Source organism: Klebsiella sp. KTE92, from assembly GCF_000398905.1.
Taxonomy (GTDB): Bacteria; Pseudomonadota; Gammaproteobacteria; order Enterobacterales; family Enterobacteriaceae; genus Klebsiella; species Klebsiella variicola.
Genome location: NZ_KB976100.1, coordinates 89,300 through 107,579, shown reverse-complemented (window position 1 = coordinate 107,579; position 18,280 = coordinate 89,300). Strand labels below are relative to the sequence as shown.

Here is an 18,280-nt window from a genome sequence, read left to right as displayed (position 1 = left end):
GCGGCGGACAAACAATAAAAAAGCCGGTCAGGAAACCTGACCGGCTTTTTAGCAGTGCATCAACGATTAATCGTTGTCAGAACCGCCCAGGCCTGCGTTCAGCAGTTCTGCCAGGTTGGCAGACGCTTCTTCTACGCTCACCTGCGGGGCAGCTGGCTGTTCGCCCGCTGCGCGACGGCGCATACGATCCTGGTGGTACGCATAACCGGTACCCGCCGGGATCAGACGACCCACGATGACGTTCTCTTTCAGACCGCGCAGTTCGTCGCGTTTGCCCGCAACGGCTGCTTCGGTCAGCACGCGAGTGGTCTCCTGGAACGAGGCCGCGGAGATGAAGGACTCGGTTGCCAGAGACGCTTTGGTGATACCCAGCAGGTCGCGGGAATAGGTTGCCGCCACTTTGCCATTCGCTTCAAGCTCGCGGTTAGCGATCTTAACGCGGGAGTATTCAACCTGCTCGCCTTCGAGGAAGTCGGAGCTACCAGCACTTTCGATGGTCGCTTTACGCAGCATCTGACGAACGATAACTTCAATGTGCTTATCGTTAATCTTAACGCCTTGCAGACGGTAAACGTCCTGCACTTCGTTGGTGATGTAACGCGTTACCGCGTGCACGCCACGAAGACGCAGAATGTCGTGCGGTGCTTCCGGACCGTCGGAAACCACGTCACCACGTTCTACACGTTCGCCTTCGAACACGTTCAGCTGACGCCATTTCGGAATCATCTCTTCGTACGGTTCGCTACCGTCTACCGGGGTGATAACCAGACGACGTTTCCCTTTGGTTTCTTTACCGAAGGAAATGATGCCGCTGATTTCAGCCAGGATTGCCGGCTCTTTCGGACGACGAGCTTCGAACAGATCCGCAACGCGCGGCAGACCACCGGTGATGTCCTTGGTACCGCCGGATTCCTGCGGAACACGCGCCAGGGTGTCACCAGAGCTGATCTGTACGCCATCTTCCAGCTGAACAATCGCTTTACCCGGCAGGAAGTACTGAGCAGGCATATCGGTGCCTGGGATCAGAACGTCGTTGCCCTGAGCATCAACAATTTTCAGTGCCGGACGCAGATCTTTACCACCGGAGGTACGTTCTGCGGAATCCAGAACCACCAGCGAAGACAGACCGGTCAGCTCGTCGGTCTGACGAGTAATGGTCTGGCCGTCGATCATGTCAGTGAAGCGGACGAAACCACTCACTTCGGTGATAACCGGCATGGTATGCGGATCCCAGTTTGCAACGGTTTCACCGCCGGCAACCTGTTCGCCATCGCCTTTCGCCATAACGGAGCCGTAAGGCACTTTATAGCTTTCTTTGGTACGACCGAATTCGTCGATCAGTTTCAGCTCGGTGTTACGAGAGGTGATAACCAGTTTACCGCTGGAGTTCACAACCGACTTCGCGTTGCTCAGACGGATGCTACCTTTGTTTTTCACCTGGATGCTGGATTCAGCAGCCGCACGAGATGCCGCACCACCGATGTGGAACGTACGCATCGTCAGCTGTGTACCCGGCTCACCGATGGACTGTGCCGCGATAACGCCGATAGCCTCACCTTTGTTGATGAGGTGGCCACGCGCCAGGTCACGACCGTAGCAGTGCGCACATACACCAAAGTCGGTGTCACAGGATACAACGGAACGAACTTTGACGGAGTCAACGGAGTTCTCTTCCAGCAGGTCACACCAGTGCTCATGCAGCAGCGTGTTGCGTGGAACCAGAATGTCCGCGGTACCCGGCTTCAGAACGTCTTCAGCAGTCACACGACCCAGTACGCGATCGCGCAGCGGCTCTTTAACGTCGCCACCTTCGATAACCGGCGTCATGGTGATGCCTTCCAGGGTGCCGCAGTCGTCTTCAGTGACAACCAGGTCCTGCGCAACGTCAACCAGACGACGAGTCAGGTAACCGGAGTTCGCAGTCTTCAGTGCGGTATCCGCCAGACCTTTACGCGCACCGTGGGTGGAGATGAAGTACTGGAGTACGTTCAGACCTTCACGGAAGTTCGCGGTGATCGGCGTTTCGATGATCGAGCCATCCGGCTTCGCCATCAGACCACGCATACCAGCCAGCTGACGAATCTGTGCCGCAGAACCACGCGCACCGGAGTCGGCCATCATGTAGATGCTGTTGAAGGAAACCTGCTGCTCTTCCTGACCGTCACGGTTAATCACGGTTTCGGTTTGCAGGTTATCCATCATCGCTTTGGATACACGATCGTTCGCCGCAGCCCAGATATCGATAACTTTGTTGTAGCGCTCGCCCGCGGTGACCAGACCAGACTGGAACTGTTCCTGAATCTCAGCAACTTCCGCTTCCGCTTCGCTGATGATTTCGTATTTTTTCTCCGGGATGACCATGTCATCGATACCAACGGATGCACCTGAACGCGCTGCATAAGCAAAGCCGGTGTACATCGTCTGGTCCGCAAAAATAACGGTCGGTTTCAGGCCCAGAATACGGTAACAGGTGTTCAGCATCTTGGAGATCGCTTTCTTACCGAGCGCCTGGTTCACGATAGAGAACGGCAGACCTTTCGGTACGATCATCCACAGAATGGCACGGCCAACGGTCGTGTCTTTCAGGCTAGTCTTCGCGACGAATTCACCATTCTCGTCTTTTTCGTATTCAGTGATACGCACTTTAACGCGCGCATGCAGAGAGGCCAGACCGGCGCGATAAATACGCTCCGCTTCTTTCGGGCCAGTCAGCACCATGCCTTCGCCTTTGGCGTTAACACAGTCACGGGTCATGTAGTACAGACCCAGTACAACGTCCTGAGACGGAACGATGATTGGTTCGCCGTTCGCCGGGGACAGGATGTTGTTGGTAGACATCATCAGCGCACGCGCTTCCAGCTGGGCTTCCAGCGTCAGCGGTACGTGAACAGCCATCTGGTCGCCATCGAAGTCGGCGTTATAGGCCGCACAAACCAGCGGGTGCAGCTGAATAGCTTTACCTTCGATCAGAACCGGTTCGAATGCCTGGATACCTAAACGGTGCAGCGTTGGCGCACGGTTCAGCAGTACCGGGTGTTCGCGGATAACTTCGTCCAGGATATCCCAAACAACGGCTTCTTCGCGCTCAACCATTTTCTTAGCGGCTTTGATGGTGGTGGCCAGGCCACGCAGTTCCAGCTTGCCGTAAATGAACGGTTTGAACAGCTCCAGCGCCATTTTCTTCGGCAGACCGCACTGATGCAGACGCAGGTATGGACCTACGGTGATAACAGAACGACCGGAGTAGTCAACACGCTTACCGAGCAGGTTCTGACGGAAACGACCCTGTTTACCTTTGATCATATCGGCCAAAGATTTCAGAGGACGTTTGTTAGAACCGGTGATCGCACGACCGCGACGGCCGTTATCCAGCAGGGCGTCAACCGCTTCCTGCAGCATACGTTTTTCGTTGCGTACGATGATGTCCGGCGCAGCCAGATCCAGCAGACGTTTCAGACGGTTGTTACGGTTAATGACGCGACGATACAGATCGTTCAGGTCAGAAGTCGCAAAACGGCCGCCATCGAGCGGAACCAGCGGACGCAGATCTGGCGGCAGAACCGGCAGAACGGTCAGGATCATCCATTCCGGCTTGTTGCCAGACTGAACGAACGCTTCCAGCAGCTTAATGCGCTTGGTCAGCTTTTTACGCTTGGTTTCGGAGTTGGTTTCGTTCAGCTCTTCACGCAGCTGTTCGCATTCCTGCTCCAGATCCATATTGCGCAGCAGCGCCTGGATCGCTTCCGCACCCATTTTCGCGTCGAATTCGTCACCGAACTCTTCCAGCGCATCCAGGTACTGCTCTTCAGTCAGAATCTGGTTGCGTTCGAGGTTGGTCATGCCACCTTCGATAACCACGTAGGATTCGAAGTACAGTACACGTTCGATATCGCGCAGCGGCATATCCAGCAGCAGGCCGATACGGGACGGCAGCGATTTCAGGAACCAGATGTGCGCCGTCGGGCATGCCAGCTCGATGTGGCCCATGCGCTCACGACGCACTTTAGTCTGGGTCACTTCAACGCCGCACTTCTCACAGATCACACCGCGGTGTTTCAGGCGCTTGTACTTACCGCACAGGCACTCATAGTCTTTTACTGGCCCGAAAATACGAGCACAGAACAGACCGTCACGCTCAGGCTTGAACGTACGGTAGTTAATGGTTTCCGGCTTTTTAACTTCACCGAAAGACCATGAACGGATCATGTCTGGCGATGCCAGAGCAATTTTGATCGCATCAAACTCTTCGGTTTTAGTTTGCGCTTTCAGAAACTTTAATAAGTCTTTCACGGATTTGCTCCCGTCGGAGTTAGCACAATCTGGCGCCGGGTTTTATCCCGGCACCAGTGACCTGTTTGAGCGAGAGTTACTCGTCTTCCAGTTCGATGTTGATGCCCAGCGAGCGGATTTCTTTCAACAGTACGTTGAAGGACTCCGGCATGCCCGGTTCCATCTGGTGGTTGCCGTCCACGATGTTTTTATACATCTTGGTACGACCGTTCACGTCATCAGACTTAACGGTGAGCATTTCCTGCAGGGTGTAGGCCGCGCCATAAGCTTCCAGCGCCCACACTTCCATCTCACCGAAGCGCTGACCACCGAACTGCGCCTTACCACCCAGCGGCTGCTGAGTAACCAGGCTGTAGGAACCGGTGGAACGAGCGTGCATTTTGTCGTCGACCAGGTGGTTCAGTTTCAGCATGTACATGTAACCCACGGTTACCGGACGTTCGAACTGTTCACCGGTGCGGCCGTCAAACAGGGTGATCTGACCGGAAGTCGGCAGGTCGCCCAGCTGCAGCAGCTCTTTGATTTCAGCTTCTTTCGCACCGTCGAATACCGGCGTTGCGATCGGCATGCCTTTACGCAGGTTTTCAGCCAGACGCAGAACTTCTTCATCGCTGAAGGTATTCAGGTCAACTTTCTGGCGAACGTCAGCGCCCAGATCGTAAGCACGCTGGATGAATTCGCGCAGTTTCGCGACTTCTTGCTGCTGTTTCAGCATGGCGTTGATCTTATCGCCGATGCCTTTCGCAGCCATACCCAGGTGAGTTTCCAGGATCTGACCGATGTTCATACGAGACGGTACGCCCAGCGGGTTCAGTACGATATCTACCGGCGTACCGTTAGCATCGTGCGGCATATCTTCGATCGGGTTGATCTTAGAGATAACACCCTTGTTACCGTGACGGCCTGCCATCTTATCACCAGGCTGGATACGGCGTTTAACGGCCAGGTATACCTTAACAATCTTCAGCACACCCGGTGCCAGATCGTCGCCTTGGGTGATTTTACGGCGTTTCGCTTCGAGTTTTTTCTCGAACTCGTGTTTCAGTTCGTCATACTGCTCAGCCAGTTGCTCCAGCTGATTCTGTTTCTCTTCGTCGGTCAGGCCCAGTTCCAGCCAGCGATCGCGCGGCAGTTTGTCGAGCTTCTCAGCTTCAACGCCACCGGAGACCAGCACCGCGTAGATACGACTGAACAGACCGGCTTCGAGGATCTGCAGTTCTTCAGACAGGTCTTTCTTCGCCTGCTTCAGCTGCATCTCTTCGATTTCCAGCGCACGTTTGTCTTTTTCTACGCCATCACGGGTAAAGACCTGAACGTCGATAACGGTACCAGAGACACCGTTCGGTACGCGCAGAGAAGAGTCTTTAACGTCAGACGCTTTCTCACCGAAGATCGCACGCAGCAGTTTCTCTTCCGGCGTCAGCTGGGTTTCACCTTTCGGCGTTACCTTACCAACCAGAATGTCGCCGCCGGTCACTTCCGCGCCGATATAAACGATACCGGACTCATCCAGTTTAGAGAGCGCAGCTTCACCCACGTTCGGGATGTCAGCGGTGATCTCTTCCGGCCCCAGCTTGGTGTCACGGGACACGCACGCCAGTTCCTGAATGTGGATGGTGGTGAAACGGTCTTCCTGAACAACACGCTCGGAGACGAGGATGGAGTCTTCGAAGTTGTAGCCGTTCCACGGCATGAACGCTACGCGCATGTTCTGACCCAGCGCCAGTTCACCAAGGTCGGTGGACGGGCCGTCGGCCAGCACGTCGCCGCGCTCAATGGGTTCGCCCAGGGACACGCAAGGCATCTGGTTGATGCAGGTGTTCTGGTTAGAACGGGTGTACTTGGTCAGGTTATAGATGTCGATACCTGCTTCGCCCGGGTACATCTCGTCTTCGTTAACTTTGATAACGATACGGGAAGCATCCACGTACTGAACGGTACCGCCACGTTTAGCCACCGCAGTAACACCGGAGTCAACGGCAACAGCACGTTCCATACCGGTACCAACCAGCGGCTTATCAGCGCGCAGAGTCGGAACCGCCTGACGTTGCATGTTCGCACCCATCAATGCACGGTTGGCGTCATCGTGCTCCAGGAACGGGATCAGGGACGCACCGACGGATACCACCTGCTGGGTGGATACGTCCATGTAGTCAACCTGGTCGCGGCTGAACAAGCTGGATTCGCCTTTGCTACGGCAGGTAACCAGATCTTCTACGAAGTGGCCGTTTTCGTCCAGGTTGGAGTTCGCCTGAGCAATAACGTAGTTGCCTTCTTCGATAGCAGACAGGTAGTGAATTTCATCGGTAACCACACCGTCGGTCACTTTACGATACGGGGTCTCAAGGAAACCGTATTCGTTAGTCTGTGCGTACACGGAAAGGGAGTTGATCAGACCGATGTTCGGACCTTCAGGCGTTTCGATTGGACATACGCGACCGTAGTGCGTCGGGTGTACGTCTCGAACTTCGAAGCCTGCGCGTTCACGGGTCAGACCGCCTGGGCCGAGTGCGGAGATACGACGTTTGTGCGTAATCTCAGACAGCGGGTTGTTCTGGTCCATAAACTGGGACAGCTGGCTGGAACCAAAGAACTCTTTCACTGCTGCGGAAATCGGCTTGGCGTTGATCATATCCTGAGGCATCAGGGTATCCAGATCGCCCAGAGACAGACGCTCTTTAACCGCACGCTCTACACGTACCAGGCCAACGCGGAACTGGTTTTCCGCCATTTCGCCAACGGAACGGATACGACGGTTGCCGAGGTGGTCGATATCATCGACTTCGCCTTTACCGTTACGGATATCGATGAGCTTCTTCATCACTTCGATGATGTCGTCTTTGCTCAGGATACCGGAACCTTCGATTTCGTCGCGCAGCAGAGAACGGTTGAACTTCATACGACCAACCGCGGACAGATCGTAGCGGTCTTCGGAGAAGAACAGGTTCTCAAACAGGCTTTCAGCCGCTTCGCGAGTCGGCGGCTCACCAGGGCGCATCATGCGGTAGATTTCTACCAGCGCGCTCAGACGATCGTTGGTCGGGTCGACGCGTACCGTTTCAGAAATGTACGGACCGTGGTCCAGATCGTTGGTGAACAGCGTTTCGATACGCTTGTGGCCGGACTGGCTCAGTTTAGCCAGCAGATCCAGGCTCAGCTCCATGTTCGCCGGGCAGATCAGTTCGCCGGTCGCTTCGTCGATGTAGTCTTTAGAAGCAACTTTACCCGCGATGTACTCAACCGGAACTTCGATATGTTTGATATCGTCTTTTTCCAGCTGGCGAATGTGGCGCGCAGTAATACGACGGCCTTTCTCAACGTACACTTTACCGTTGGCTTCGATATCGAAGGAGGCGGTTTCACCGCGCAGACGCTCCGGTACCAGCTCCATCTGCAGCTTGTTGTCGCGAATTTCAAAGACCACTTTCTCGAAGAACAGGTCAAGGATCTGCTCAGTGGTGTAATTCAGCGCGCGCAGAATGATGGTTGCCGGCAGTTTACGACGACGGTCGATACGAACGAACAGGTTGTCTTTCGGGTCGAATTCGAAGTCCAGCCAGGAACCGCGGTAAGGGATGATACGTGCGTTATACAGGACCTTACCGGAGGAGTGGGTCTTACCTTTGTCACTGTCAAAGAAGACGCCCGGGCTACGGTGCAGCTGAGAAACGATAACACGCTCGGTACCGTTGATAACAAAGGTACCGTTGTCGGTCATGAGCGGGATTTCGCCCATGTAGACTTCTTGTTCTTTGATGTCTTTAACGGTGCCTTCCGGCGCTTCGCGCTCGTAGATCACCAGACGCAGTTTTACGCGCAGCGGTGCAGAATAAGTCACGCCACGGATCTGACATTCTTTAACATCAAAAACAGGTTCGCCCAGACGGTAGCTGACGTATTGCAGCTCTGAATTACCGCTGTAGCTCTGAATCGGGAATACGGAACGGAAGGCTGCTTCCAGACCATACTGCCCTTCAGGATCTTGCTCGATAAACTTCTGGAACGAATCAAGCTGGATAGAAAGGAGATAAGGTATGTCCAGAACTTGTGGACGTTTACCAAAATCCTTACGAATACGTTTTTTCTCGGTATAGGAGTAAACCATAGGGTTCCTCAGCTCGCTGACAAGTCGACCCGTCTGCCTAAGTAAGGCAGTTTTTTATGCAACACTATTTTGTTGACCGGAAAATGGAACACTTTCCGCAATACCTGTTGCTATCACGCTTAAACCATTTCGTTGCGATTTACACAGCCCAGGAACCCTAACCTGTCGCAGTATATTAAGTCGTCGATAGAAACAAGCATTGTCAGGCAAACCAGCAGTCAAACAGTGTGAAATGCTACTGGCGCCTTACAGCGCAAAAAGGCTGGTGACTAAAAAGTCACCAGCCTCAGCCTGATTTCTCAGGCTGCAACCGGAAGGGTTGGCTTATTTAACTTCAACTTCAGCGCCAGCTTCTTCCAGAGATTTTTTCAGAGCTTCAGCGTCGTCTTTGCTGATGCCTTCTTTCAGTGCAGCCGGAGCAGATTCTACCAGGTCTTTAGCTTCTTTCAGACCCAGGCCAGTTGCGCCACGTACTGCTTTGATAACAGCAACTTTGTTAGCGCCAGCAGCTTTCAGAATTACGTCGAATTCAGTTTTTTCTTCAGCAGCTTCAACCGGGCCAGCAGCTACAGCTACAGCAGCAGCAGCGGAAACACCGAATTTTTCTTCCATTGCAGAGATCAGCTCAACAACGTCCATTACGGACATAGCGGATACTGCTTCAATGATTTGATCTTTAGTGATAGACATTTAAATTGTTCCTGAATATCAGAATAAGTTTATACGTAAGCGAATGCTTTATAAAGATAACTGCGATTAAGCAGCTTCTTTCGCATCGCGTACAGCAGCCAGAGTACGAACCAGTTTGCCAGCCGAAGCTTCTTTCATGGTTGCCATCAGGCGTGCAATTGCTTCTTCGTAGGTCGGCAGAGTTGCCAGGCGGTCGATCTGCGACGCCGGGATCAGCTCACCTTCAAAGGCAGCGGCTTTGACCTCAAATTTTGCATTCGCTTTCGCGAACTCTTTGAACAGACGAGCAGCAGCGCCCGGGTGTTCCATAGAGTATGCAATCAGGGTCGGACCAACAAACGTGTCTTTCAGGCACTCGAACTGAGTACCTTCAACGACGCGGCGCAGCAGGGTGTTACGAACAACACGCATGTATACGCCAGCTTCACGACCTGCTTTACGCAGTTCAGTCATTTTATCTACAGTTACGCCACGGGAATCCGCAACTACTGCAGACAGCGCGCCTTTGGCTACTTCGCTGACTTCAGCAACAATCGCTTGTTTGTCTTGAAGATTTAAAGCCATTAGCTTTGCTCCTGGATGTTTGCCAGAGCTTATGCTCTGGAACTCACTTCACTCAATTCAACGAAAAGAGCGTCTAAATACGGTGAGCAGAAACAAGCCAGAGTATCCAAAAATAATCTTAGCGTTCTGTCACCGTCTACGCAGGGGATTAAGTTTCTTGCGAAACACCTGCGGTCTTCGACGGAGGCCTGGATAGGCCAGGCTCCAACGAACAAATTCTTCCTATGATTTCGTCCTTCGAACCGCAGCGGCGTTAGCTGCTCTCGTTCACACCGGTCATGTAGTTAACTACACTCCCGGTGATTCACTCGATTGCTGCCTTGCTGCAATTCAAATGACTCGCATAGCGTCTGTCTTATTGACAGAATCGTGGGGGTAAGATTGTAGACAAAATCACCGCCCACGTAAAGGCATTAGTTTGCAGAAGCGTTCAGGCCAGCCTGATCTACTGCAACACCTGCACCCATGGTGGTGGAGATGCTAACTTTCTTGATGTACACGCCTTTCGCCTGAGTCGGTTTTGCTTTTTTCAGCGCAACCAGCAGAGCTTCCAGGTTTTCTTTCAGTTTGTCAGCGTCAAAGTCCACTTTACCGATGGTGGTGTGGATGATGCCGTTTTTGTCGTTACGATAACGAACCTGACCTGCTTTAGCGTTCTTAACCGCTTCAGCAACGTTAGGGGTTACGGTACCCACTTTCGGGTTTGGCATCAGGCCGCGCGGACCCAGAACCTGGCCCAGCTGGCCAACAACGCGCATTGCATCCGGGGAAGCAATAACAACGTCAAAGTTCATTTCGCCTTTCTTGATCTGGTCAGCCAGATCTTCCATACCTACCAGCTCAGCGCCTGCAGCTTTAGCAGCTTCAGCGTTTGCGCCCTGGGCAAATACGGCAACGCGAACAGAACGGCCAGTACCGTGCGGCAGTACAGTTGCACCACGTACGTTCTGGTCAGATTTACGAGCATCGATGCCCAGGTTTACAGCAACGTCAACGCTTTCAACGAACTTAGCAGTAGCCAGTTCTTTCAGCAGAGAGATGGCTTCGTTGATGTCATACTGTTTAGTTGCATCAACTTTGTCACGGATCACGGACATGCGCTTGGTCAGTTTAGCCATTTCTTAGTCCTCCACTACCAGGCCCATGGAACGTGCAGTACCTTCGATGGAGCGAGTCATCGCTTCAATGTCGGCACCAGTCATGTCGGCAGCTTTGGTCTGCGCGATTTCCTGCAGCTGAGCGCGGGAAATTTTACCCACTTTATCTTTGTTCGGCTTACCAGAGCCGGACTTGATACCAGCCGCTTTTTTCAGCAGAACTGCTGCCGGCGGGGTTTTGGTAACGAAAGTGAAAGAACGGTCAGCGTAAACGGTGATAACAACCGGGATTGGCAGACCTTTTTCCATGGATTCAGTTTTTGCGTTGAACGCTTTGCAGAATTCCATGATGTTAACGCCCTGCTGACCCAGTGCTGGACCAACCGGCGGACTCGGGTTTGCCATACCAGCTGCAACCTGCAGCTTGACGTAGGCTTGTACTTTCTTAGCCATTCTTAAATCCTCAAATTGGGTATTAACGCTTCAGAGAAGCTCCCCGTGATTAAACATCGTTTTACGGGCCAGGCCCATAAAAACAAAAGGCGCGAAATTGTATGCCAATTTCGCGCCCTATGCAACGATTAAATCGCTGCTTTTTTGATCGCCGGCTTACGCCTTCTCAACCTGACCGAAGTCCAGTTCTACCGGCGTCGCACGACCGAAGATAGAAACAGAAACTTTCAGGCGGGACTTCTCATAGTCCACTTCTTCAACGACGCCGTTAAAGTCAGCGAACGGACCATCGTTGACACGAACCATTTCGCCCGGCTCAAACAGCGTTTTCGGACGCGGCTTATCGCCAACCTGCTGCAGGCGGTTCATGATGGCATCGACTTCTTTGTCGCTGATCGGCGCCGGACGGTCGGAAGTACCGCCGATGAAGCCCATCACACGCGGTACGCTGCGCACCAGGTGCCAGCTCGCGTCGTTCATGACCATTTGAACCAGAACGTAGCCTGGGAAGAATTTACGTTCGCTTTTGCGACGCTGGCCGCCACGGATTTCAACCACTTCTTCGGTTGGAACCATGACTTCGCCAAACAACTCTTCCATGTTGTGTAATTTGATATGTTCACGCAGCGAAGTAGCTACGCGACCTTCAAAACCGGAAAACGCCTGAACGACGTACCAGCGCTTTTTAGGAGCTTCAGACATCTCAGAACCTCAGGCCAGTGATAAAGGAGACCAGGCGAACCAGAATACCATCCAGTCCCCACAGGATCAGTGACATTACTGCAGTCACGGCAGCAACAATCAGCGTAGTATGCAGCGTTTCCTGGCGAGTCGGCCAAATCACTTTACGCACTTCAGTTCGCGCTTCGCGAGCAAAAGCAACGGTCACCTTACCTTTCGTCGTCAACAGCGCGACGCCACCGGCAGCAGCAATAAGAATAACCACGGCCAGCGCACGCACCGCCAGCATAATGTCGCGATAAAGGAAGTTGCCCACGATCGCCACGATCAGCAGCACGGCAACGATAATCCACTTCATCGCTTCCAGGCCGCGCCCGCTCCCTTGAGCTTCGGTATTCGCACTCATAAACCAACCTGTCAGAAGTATTCTACAAACAATTTCACCCCGCGGGGGCGAGGCGATCCAAACCGAAATTAAGTTTCGGATTATACACTGAACGCGTTCAAACTGCTTCAACGCTGGCGGTTCTGGCGCCTCTTCCCTGCTATTGCAAAGGAGAACGCTGACTTGCCGTCGCGCTACCGCTCGAATGGTTTGGTGTATAAACGCCCTCTTCAGAGCCTGTCTCAGCAATGATTATGACAAAAAAAATCACTGATGAGCCAGGTTCTGGTATGAAAGCGTGCAAAAAGGGCATCAAATGATGCCCTTTTATTGCGCATTGCGTCAAATGTTATCAGCGATTAGCCGAGAACTTTAGCAACCACGCCCGCGCCAACGGTACGACCGCCTTCACGGATTGCGAAACGCAGACCATCGTCCATCGCGATCGGGTGGATCAGGGTAACAACCATTTTGATGTTGTCGCCCGGCATAACCATCTCTACGCCTTCCGGCAGTTCGATGGTGCCAGTCACGTCAGTAGTACGGAAGTAGAACTGCGGACGGTAGCCTTTGAAGAACGGAGTATGACGGCCGCCTTCGTCTTTGGACAGGATGTACACTTCAGATTCGAACTTGGTGTGCGGCTTGATGCTGCCCGGCTTAGCCAGTACCTGACCACGTTCGATTTCTTCACGTTTGATACCACGCAGCAGAACACCAACGTTCTCACCAGCACGGCCTTCGTCCAGCAGTTTGCGGAACATTTCAACGCCAGTACAGGTGGTCTTCGCGGTGTCTTTGATACCAACGATTTCAACTTCTTCACCGACTTTGATGATACCGCGCTCTACACGACCGGTAACAACGGTACCACGACCGGAGATGGAGAATACGTCTTCGATCGGCAGCAGGAACGGCTTGTCAATCGCACGCTCTGGTTCCGGGATATAGGTATCCAGGTGGCCAGCCAGTTCGATGATTTTCGCTTCCCACTCTGCGTCGCCTTCCAGCGCTTTCAGAGCAGAACCACGAACGATCGGAGTGTCGTCGCCCGGGAAATCGTACTGAGACAGCAGTTCACGAACTTCCATCTCAACCAGTTCCAGCAGCTCTTCGTCATCAACCATGTCGCATTTGTTCAGGAACACGATGATATACGGAACGCCTACCTGACGACCCAGCAGGATGTGCTCACGAGTCTGCGGCATCGGGCCGTCAGTCGCAGCAACAACCAGGATCGCGCCGTCCATCTGCGCAGCACCGGTGATCATGTTTTTAACATAGTCGGCGTGGCCCGGGCAGTCTACGTGCGCGTAGTGGCGAGTCGGGGTGTCATATTCAACGTGAGAGGTGTTGATGGTGATACCACGAGCTTTTTCTTCCGGTGCGTTATCGATCTGGTCGAATGCACGAGCAGAACCACCGTAGGTTTTAGCCAGAACGGTAGTGATGGCAGCGGTCAGCGTTGTTTTACCATGGTCAACGTGGCCGATAGTACCGACGTTAACGTGCGGTTTTGTACGTTCAAACTTTTCTTTAGACATCGATTGTCCCTCTAAGACACGGATAAATCGGTGATATCACCACATCAACCAGGCAACATGCCCGACTTGTTGAATGAAAATAACAGAAGAGAAACAGGGAAGGAGAGAAAAGAAGTGGTGCTGATACCCAGAGTCGAACTGGGGACCTCACCCTTACCAAGGGTGCGCTCTACCAACTGAGCCATATCAGCACGTCTGGAGCGGGCAGCGGGAATCGAACCCGCATCATCAGCTTGGAAGGCTGAGGTAATAGCCATTATACGATGCCCGCATCCTGAAACTCGGCTACCCAGTTCTTTCTGTAATACTAAAGAGACTGCTCTCTTTAGTATTGAGCTGATTAGTTTACCCAACCAACTCCGGCTACGCAAAGCGTCGCCAGAAAGTGGTGGTGGGGGAAGGATTCGAACCTTCGAAGTCGATGACGGCAGATTTACAGTCTGCTCCCTTTGGCCGCTCGGGAACCCCACCCAAATTGTTATGGTGCCGACTACCGGAATCGAACTGGTGACCTACTGATTACAAGTCAGTTGCTCTACCTACTGAGCTAAGTCGGCATCAAGTAGCGCGCATTCTAGGGAGAGGAGCGAGTTCATGCAACTAAAAATTTGCATAAAACGTTCTCTTGCTCACATTTTGTGCTCTTACACGAAAAAACGGTGTAATTTCAAACAGGGCAGTGCAAATATTCGCCAGCAATCCAGCTCATCAGGAGCGGTTCCAGTCACCCGCTGATGCCCAGGATGTATGCGGACGACTGACAGAAAGGTAACGGGCCGTTAGCACTATCCTGCTGGTTTACTACGAATAAGAAACTTATTCCTCTCTTGTGATGCTGGCGCGAGAAAGCAGCATTCAATGAGTTTTTTTCTTATTATTCCCGGCAATCTGGTGTTACCCTCCTGCCCATTGTCCTGATTAACTCGTGTGAAGCATCGCCGTTTCAACGTATACGGCGATGGTAAGAACATGCTTATGAGCCAAAAAGAGCAGACGTTAATGACACCGTACCTACAATTTAACCGCCACCAATGGGCTGCACTTCGTGATTCTGTCCCGATGACGTTAACCGAGGATGAAATCACGCGGTTAAAAGGCATCAACGAAGATCTCTCTCTGGAAGAGGTTGCCGAGATCTATTTGCCGCTGTCGCGTTTGCTCAACTTCTATATCAGTTCTAACCTGCGTCGTCAGGCTGTTCTCGAACAATTTCTTGGCACCAACGGTCAACGCATTCCCTATATCATCAGCATCGCTGGCAGCGTTGCGGTGGGGAAAAGCACCACCGCGCGTGTACTGCAGGCCTTGCTTAGCCGTTGGCCGGAGCACCGCCATGTTGAACTCATCACTACTGACGGTTTTTTGCACCCTAACTCAGTATTGAAAGAACGCGGATTAATGAAGAAGAAAGGCTTCCCGCAGTCCTATGATATGCATCGACTGGTGAAGTTTGTCTCCGATCTTAAATCAGGTGTACCGCAGGCAACCGCGCCGGTTTATTCCCATCTGATTTATGATGTTATTCCCGACGGCGATAAAACCGTCGCGCAGCCGGATATTTTAATTCTTGAGGGACTCAACGTTCTGCAAAGTGGAATGGATTATCCGCACGATCCTCATCATGTATTTGTATCCGATTTTGTCGATTTTTCTATTTATGTCGATGCCCCGGAAGAATTACTGAAAAGCTGGTATATCAACCGTTTTCTCAAATTCCGAGAAGGGGCGTTTACCGATCCTGACTCCTACTTCCACAATTACGCTAAGCTGTCGAAGGAAGAGGCGGTGGATATTGCCACCTCGCTATGGAACGAGATTAACTTAATGAATCTTAAAGAAAACATCCTTCCAACCCGCGAACGTGCCAGCCTGATCATGACCAAAAGCGCCAATCATTCTGTGAATCAAGTACGCTTACGTAAATAAAGCAAAGGGAGCCGAAGCTCCCTTTTTTATTCTGCGCTGCGCAATGATATTTCACCGCCAACCCAGGCTTTTATCACCCCATCCTGTTCCAGCAATAGTGCGCCTTGCGCATCAATGCCCCGGGAAATTCCATAGATTTCTTTATCACCGATAATGAGTTTTACCGGGCGATGAATAAAGTTATCCAGTTTCTCCCAGCGCGGCAGATAGGGCGCTAACCCTTCCTGCTCGAACAGTTCCAGGCCCAGACGTAGCTCTTTAATCAGGCGCGCGGCGAGGAGGTTGCGGTCGATGACAACCCCCGCCTCCTGAAGGCTTATCCACCCCTGATTGACCACGTCAGACTCCACGCGACGCATCACAAGATTGATACCCGCGCCACTAACGATTTGTGCAGCATCACCCGTTTTCCCGGTCAGTTCCACGAGGATCCCTGACAGTTTACGATCTTGCAGGTAAATATCGTTTGGCCATTTCACACGAACCTGATCGGCTCCGAGCTGCTGCAGAACTTCAGCGATCACGATACCAATCACCAGGCTGAGTCCAATAGCCGCCGCCGGCCCCTGCTCCAGGCGCCAGTACATCGAGAGATAAAGATTGGCGCCAAAGGGCGAGAACCATTTTCTACCTCGCCGTCCTCGCCCTGCCTGCTGATATTCAGCTACACAGGCATCCCCGGATGTCAGCTCATCAAGCCTGTCCAGTAAATACTGGTTAGTGGAGTCAATCACGGGGAGAACCGTCACTCGGCCATGTTCAATCTGTTGGGAAATCTTTTTCTCATCCAACAGATGAATGGGCTCCGGCAGGCTGTAACCCTTGCCTGGCACTGTAAACACATCGACGCCCCAGTCGCGTAAGGTCTGGATATGCTTATTAATCGCCGCCCGGCTCATACCTAACTGCTCACCAAGCTGTTCACCTGAGTGGAACTCGCCATCAGCGAGGATAGAAATCAACGTTAAGGGAATAGTATGGTCTTTCACGCAATGCTCTCCTCTGCGTTGACTTCACCATGCGTTCCAATGAAGCGCACCTCGGGCTGAAGCCATACATCGAATTTCTCACCCACCTGCTGGCGAACGTAATGGGCTAGTTTTACCACGTCCTCGCTGGTCGCTCGATCTTCATTAATGAGTACCAGGGCCTGTTGTCGATGGACGGCCGCGCCGCCAATGCGTTGCCCTTTGAGCTGACATTGATCGATTAACCAGCCCGCGGCCAGCTTGACGGTGCCGTTTGCCTGCGGATAATGCGGCGCCTGGGGGAATTGCGCCAGCAGCGCTTCAGCAACCTGAGCGCTGACGATCGGATTCTTAAAGAAACTTCCGGCATTGCCGTTAATCTTGGGATCCGGCAACTTAGTCATTCGCATATGACAAACGGAATCGAATACCTGCTGCGGGGTGACGGTCTGTGGATCAAGACGCGTTAAATCACCGTAACTCAGTACAGGCTGCCATGCTTTCGCTAACGTTAAACCAATCGCGACGATGGCGTAGCGATCCTGGTATTCATGTTTAAAGATACTGTCACGGTAGCCGAAACGGCATTCCGCCGCTGAAAGACGCTGCTTACGACCCGTTTCCAGCTCAATGCAGTCCACATAGTTGCAAACCCGCTGGAGCTCGACACCGTAGGCGCCAATATTCTGGATCGGCGAAGATCCTGCGCAGCCAGGGATCAATGCCAAATTTTCCAGACCTGGCATCGCATGCTGTAGCGTGAACTGCACCAATTGATGCCAGTTTTCGCCGGCGCCGACGTGCAAGCACCAGGCTTCCGGCGTTTCGCTCACCTCGATCCCCATAATTCGGTTGAGGATCACCGTACCGGCATAGTCGTTCAGAAACAGGACATTACTACCTTCCCCAAGGATCAGCGTGGGTTCGCCTGCCGCGACAGCAGTTTGCCAGGCGCTTAATAACTGCTGCTCAGTTTCGGCGCGTACAATCGTCCTGGCGGAGCGCTCAATGCCAAAGGTATTCCAGGGTTTGAGGGAGTGGTTCATAGTGGCTTCCTGATGCAAAATCGGCGTTAGTTTACCGTATCTGGCGGGGGAAGGCTTGCCTGATTGCAGGGGCAGTGATATTGGGGGCGTTACCGGTAATGATGCGGTGTACCGGTCCGGGCTACAGGTCGTGCAGGGCGGGTGCGAATCCGTAGCCCCGGTAAGCGCAGCGCCACCGGGGAGACATACCGGCACGGTTGCCGGACCACAGAAACGCAAAAAGCCCATCCGTAAGGATGGGCTTTTTACTTGTTTGATGCCTGGCAGTTTATGGCGGGCGTCCTGCCCGCCACCCTCCGGGCCGTTGCTGCGCAACGTTCAAATCCGCTCCCGGCGGATTTGTCCTCCTCAGGACAGCGCTCACCGACAGACAACAGACAAAACAAAAAGCTCAGTCTTTCGACTGAGCTTTCTGCTTTGTTTGATGCCTGGCAGTTCCCTACTCTCACATGGGGAGACCCCACACTACCATCGGCGCTACGGCGTTTCACTTCTGAGTTCGGCATGGGGTCAGGTGGGACCACCGCGCTA

The 18,280-nt window shown here is 52.9% G+C and carries 12 protein-coding genes, 4 tRNA genes and 1 rRNA gene; 1 reads left to right on the top strand and 16 read right to left on the bottom strand.

Features of this window, described 5'->3' with window-relative positions; translation table 11 throughout:
- Nucleotides 1–66: 66 nt before the first annotated feature.
- The 13 genes from rpoC to A1WC_RS24395 all read right to left on the bottom strand — a co-directional run bounded on the left by rpoC (nucleotide 67) and on the right by A1WC_RS24395 (nucleotide 14,366).
- Nucleotides 67–4,290 carry a DNA-directed RNA polymerase subunit beta' gene (gene rpoC, locus A1WC_RS24335; protein WP_008808004.1) on the bottom strand — a complete coding sequence of 1,408 codons (4,224 nt, stop codon included), beginning with the start codon at nucleotides 4,288–4,290 and terminating at the stop codon, nucleotides 67–69.
- 76 nt (nucleotides 4,291–4,366) lie between these two features.
- Nucleotides 4,367–8,395 (bottom strand): DNA-directed RNA polymerase subunit beta, encoded by a 4,029-nt coding sequence (rpoB, locus tag A1WC_RS24340; RefSeq protein WP_008808005.1) that lies wholly within the window; start codon nucleotides 8,393–8,395, stop codon nucleotides 4,367–4,369.
- A 324-nt stretch (nucleotides 8,396–8,719) separates the two neighbouring features.
- A complete protein-coding gene (rplL, locus tag A1WC_RS24345; protein ID WP_002884142.1) occupies nucleotides 8,720–9,085 on the bottom strand; it encodes a 50S ribosomal protein L7/L12 in 366 nt (121 codons plus the stop codon).
- A gap of 66 nt (nucleotides 9,086–9,151) precedes the next feature.
- A complete protein-coding gene (gene rplJ, locus A1WC_RS24350) occupies nucleotides 9,152–9,649 on the bottom strand; it encodes a 50S ribosomal protein L10 (RefSeq protein ID WP_001207203.1) in 498 nt (165 codons plus the stop codon).
- A 413-nt stretch (nucleotides 9,650–10,062) separates the two neighbouring features.
- Complete coding sequence (rplA, locus tag A1WC_RS24355; protein WP_008808006.1) at nucleotides 10,063–10,767, bottom strand: 50S ribosomal protein L1; 705 nt, start codon at nucleotides 10,765–10,767, stop codon at nucleotides 10,063–10,065.
- Nucleotides 10,768–10,770: 3 nt separating this feature from the next.
- Nucleotides 10,771–11,199 (bottom strand): 50S ribosomal protein L11, encoded by a 429-nt coding sequence (rplK, locus tag A1WC_RS24360; protein ID WP_008808007.1) that lies wholly within the window; start codon nucleotides 11,197–11,199, stop codon nucleotides 10,771–10,773.
- Nucleotides 11,200–11,355: 156 nt separating this feature from the next.
- Complete coding sequence (gene nusG / locus A1WC_RS24365; RefSeq protein ID WP_007665882.1) at nucleotides 11,356–11,901, bottom strand: transcription termination/antitermination protein NusG; 546 nt, start codon at nucleotides 11,899–11,901, stop codon at nucleotides 11,356–11,358.
- Nucleotide 11,902: 1 nt separating this feature from the next.
- Nucleotides 11,903–12,286 (bottom strand): preprotein translocase subunit SecE, encoded by a 384-nt coding sequence (gene secE, locus A1WC_RS24370; RefSeq protein WP_016160087.1) that lies wholly within the window; start codon nucleotides 12,284–12,286, stop codon nucleotides 11,903–11,905.
- Between the two features lie 338 nt (nucleotides 12,287–12,624).
- The gene (tuf, locus tag A1WC_RS24375; protein ID WP_012540432.1) at nucleotides 12,625–13,809 is read right to left on the bottom strand and encodes an elongation factor Tu; all 1,185 of its coding nucleotides are present in this window, start codon (nucleotides 13,807–13,809) and stop codon (nucleotides 12,625–12,627) included.
- A gap of 115 nt (nucleotides 13,810–13,924) precedes the next feature.
- Nucleotides 13,925–14,000: transfer RNA gene (locus A1WC_RS24380), tRNA-Thr, on the bottom strand.
- A gap of 5 nt (nucleotides 14,001–14,005) precedes the next feature.
- Nucleotides 14,006–14,080 (bottom strand) — tRNA-Gly (locus A1WC_RS24385).
- A gap of 115 nt (nucleotides 14,081–14,195) precedes the next feature.
- Nucleotides 14,196–14,280: transfer RNA gene (locus tag A1WC_RS24390), tRNA-Tyr, on the bottom strand.
- 10 nt (nucleotides 14,281–14,290) lie between these two features.
- Nucleotides 14,291–14,366: transfer RNA gene (locus tag A1WC_RS24395), tRNA-Thr, on the bottom strand.
- A 418-nt stretch (nucleotides 14,367–14,784) separates the two neighbouring features.
- Here A1WC_RS24395 and coaA point away from each other — a divergent pair.
- A complete protein-coding gene (gene coaA / locus A1WC_RS24400) occupies nucleotides 14,785–15,735 on the top strand; it encodes a type I pantothenate kinase (protein WP_012543215.1) in 951 nt (316 codons plus the stop codon).
- A gap of 26 nt (nucleotides 15,736–15,761) precedes the next feature.
- Here coaA and birA read toward each other — a convergent pair whose 3' ends face one another.
- The 3 genes from birA to rrf form a co-directional block, all read right to left on the bottom strand.
- On the bottom strand, nucleotides 15,762–16,724 hold the full coding sequence (gene birA / locus A1WC_RS24405) for a bifunctional biotin--[acetyl-CoA-carboxylase] ligase/biotin operon repressor BirA (protein WP_008808010.1): 963 nt from the start codon (nucleotides 16,722–16,724) through the stop codon (nucleotides 15,762–15,764).
- Nucleotides 16,721–17,749 (bottom strand): UDP-N-acetylmuramate dehydrogenase, encoded by a 1,029-nt coding sequence (gene murB, locus A1WC_RS24410; RefSeq protein WP_016160085.1) that lies wholly within the window; start codon nucleotides 17,747–17,749, stop codon nucleotides 16,721–16,723. Before murB ends, birA begins: the two co-directional genes overlap by 4 nt.
- 426 nt (nucleotides 17,750–18,175) lie before the next feature.
- Nucleotides 18,176–18,280 (bottom strand): 5S ribosomal RNA (gene rrf, locus A1WC_RS24415).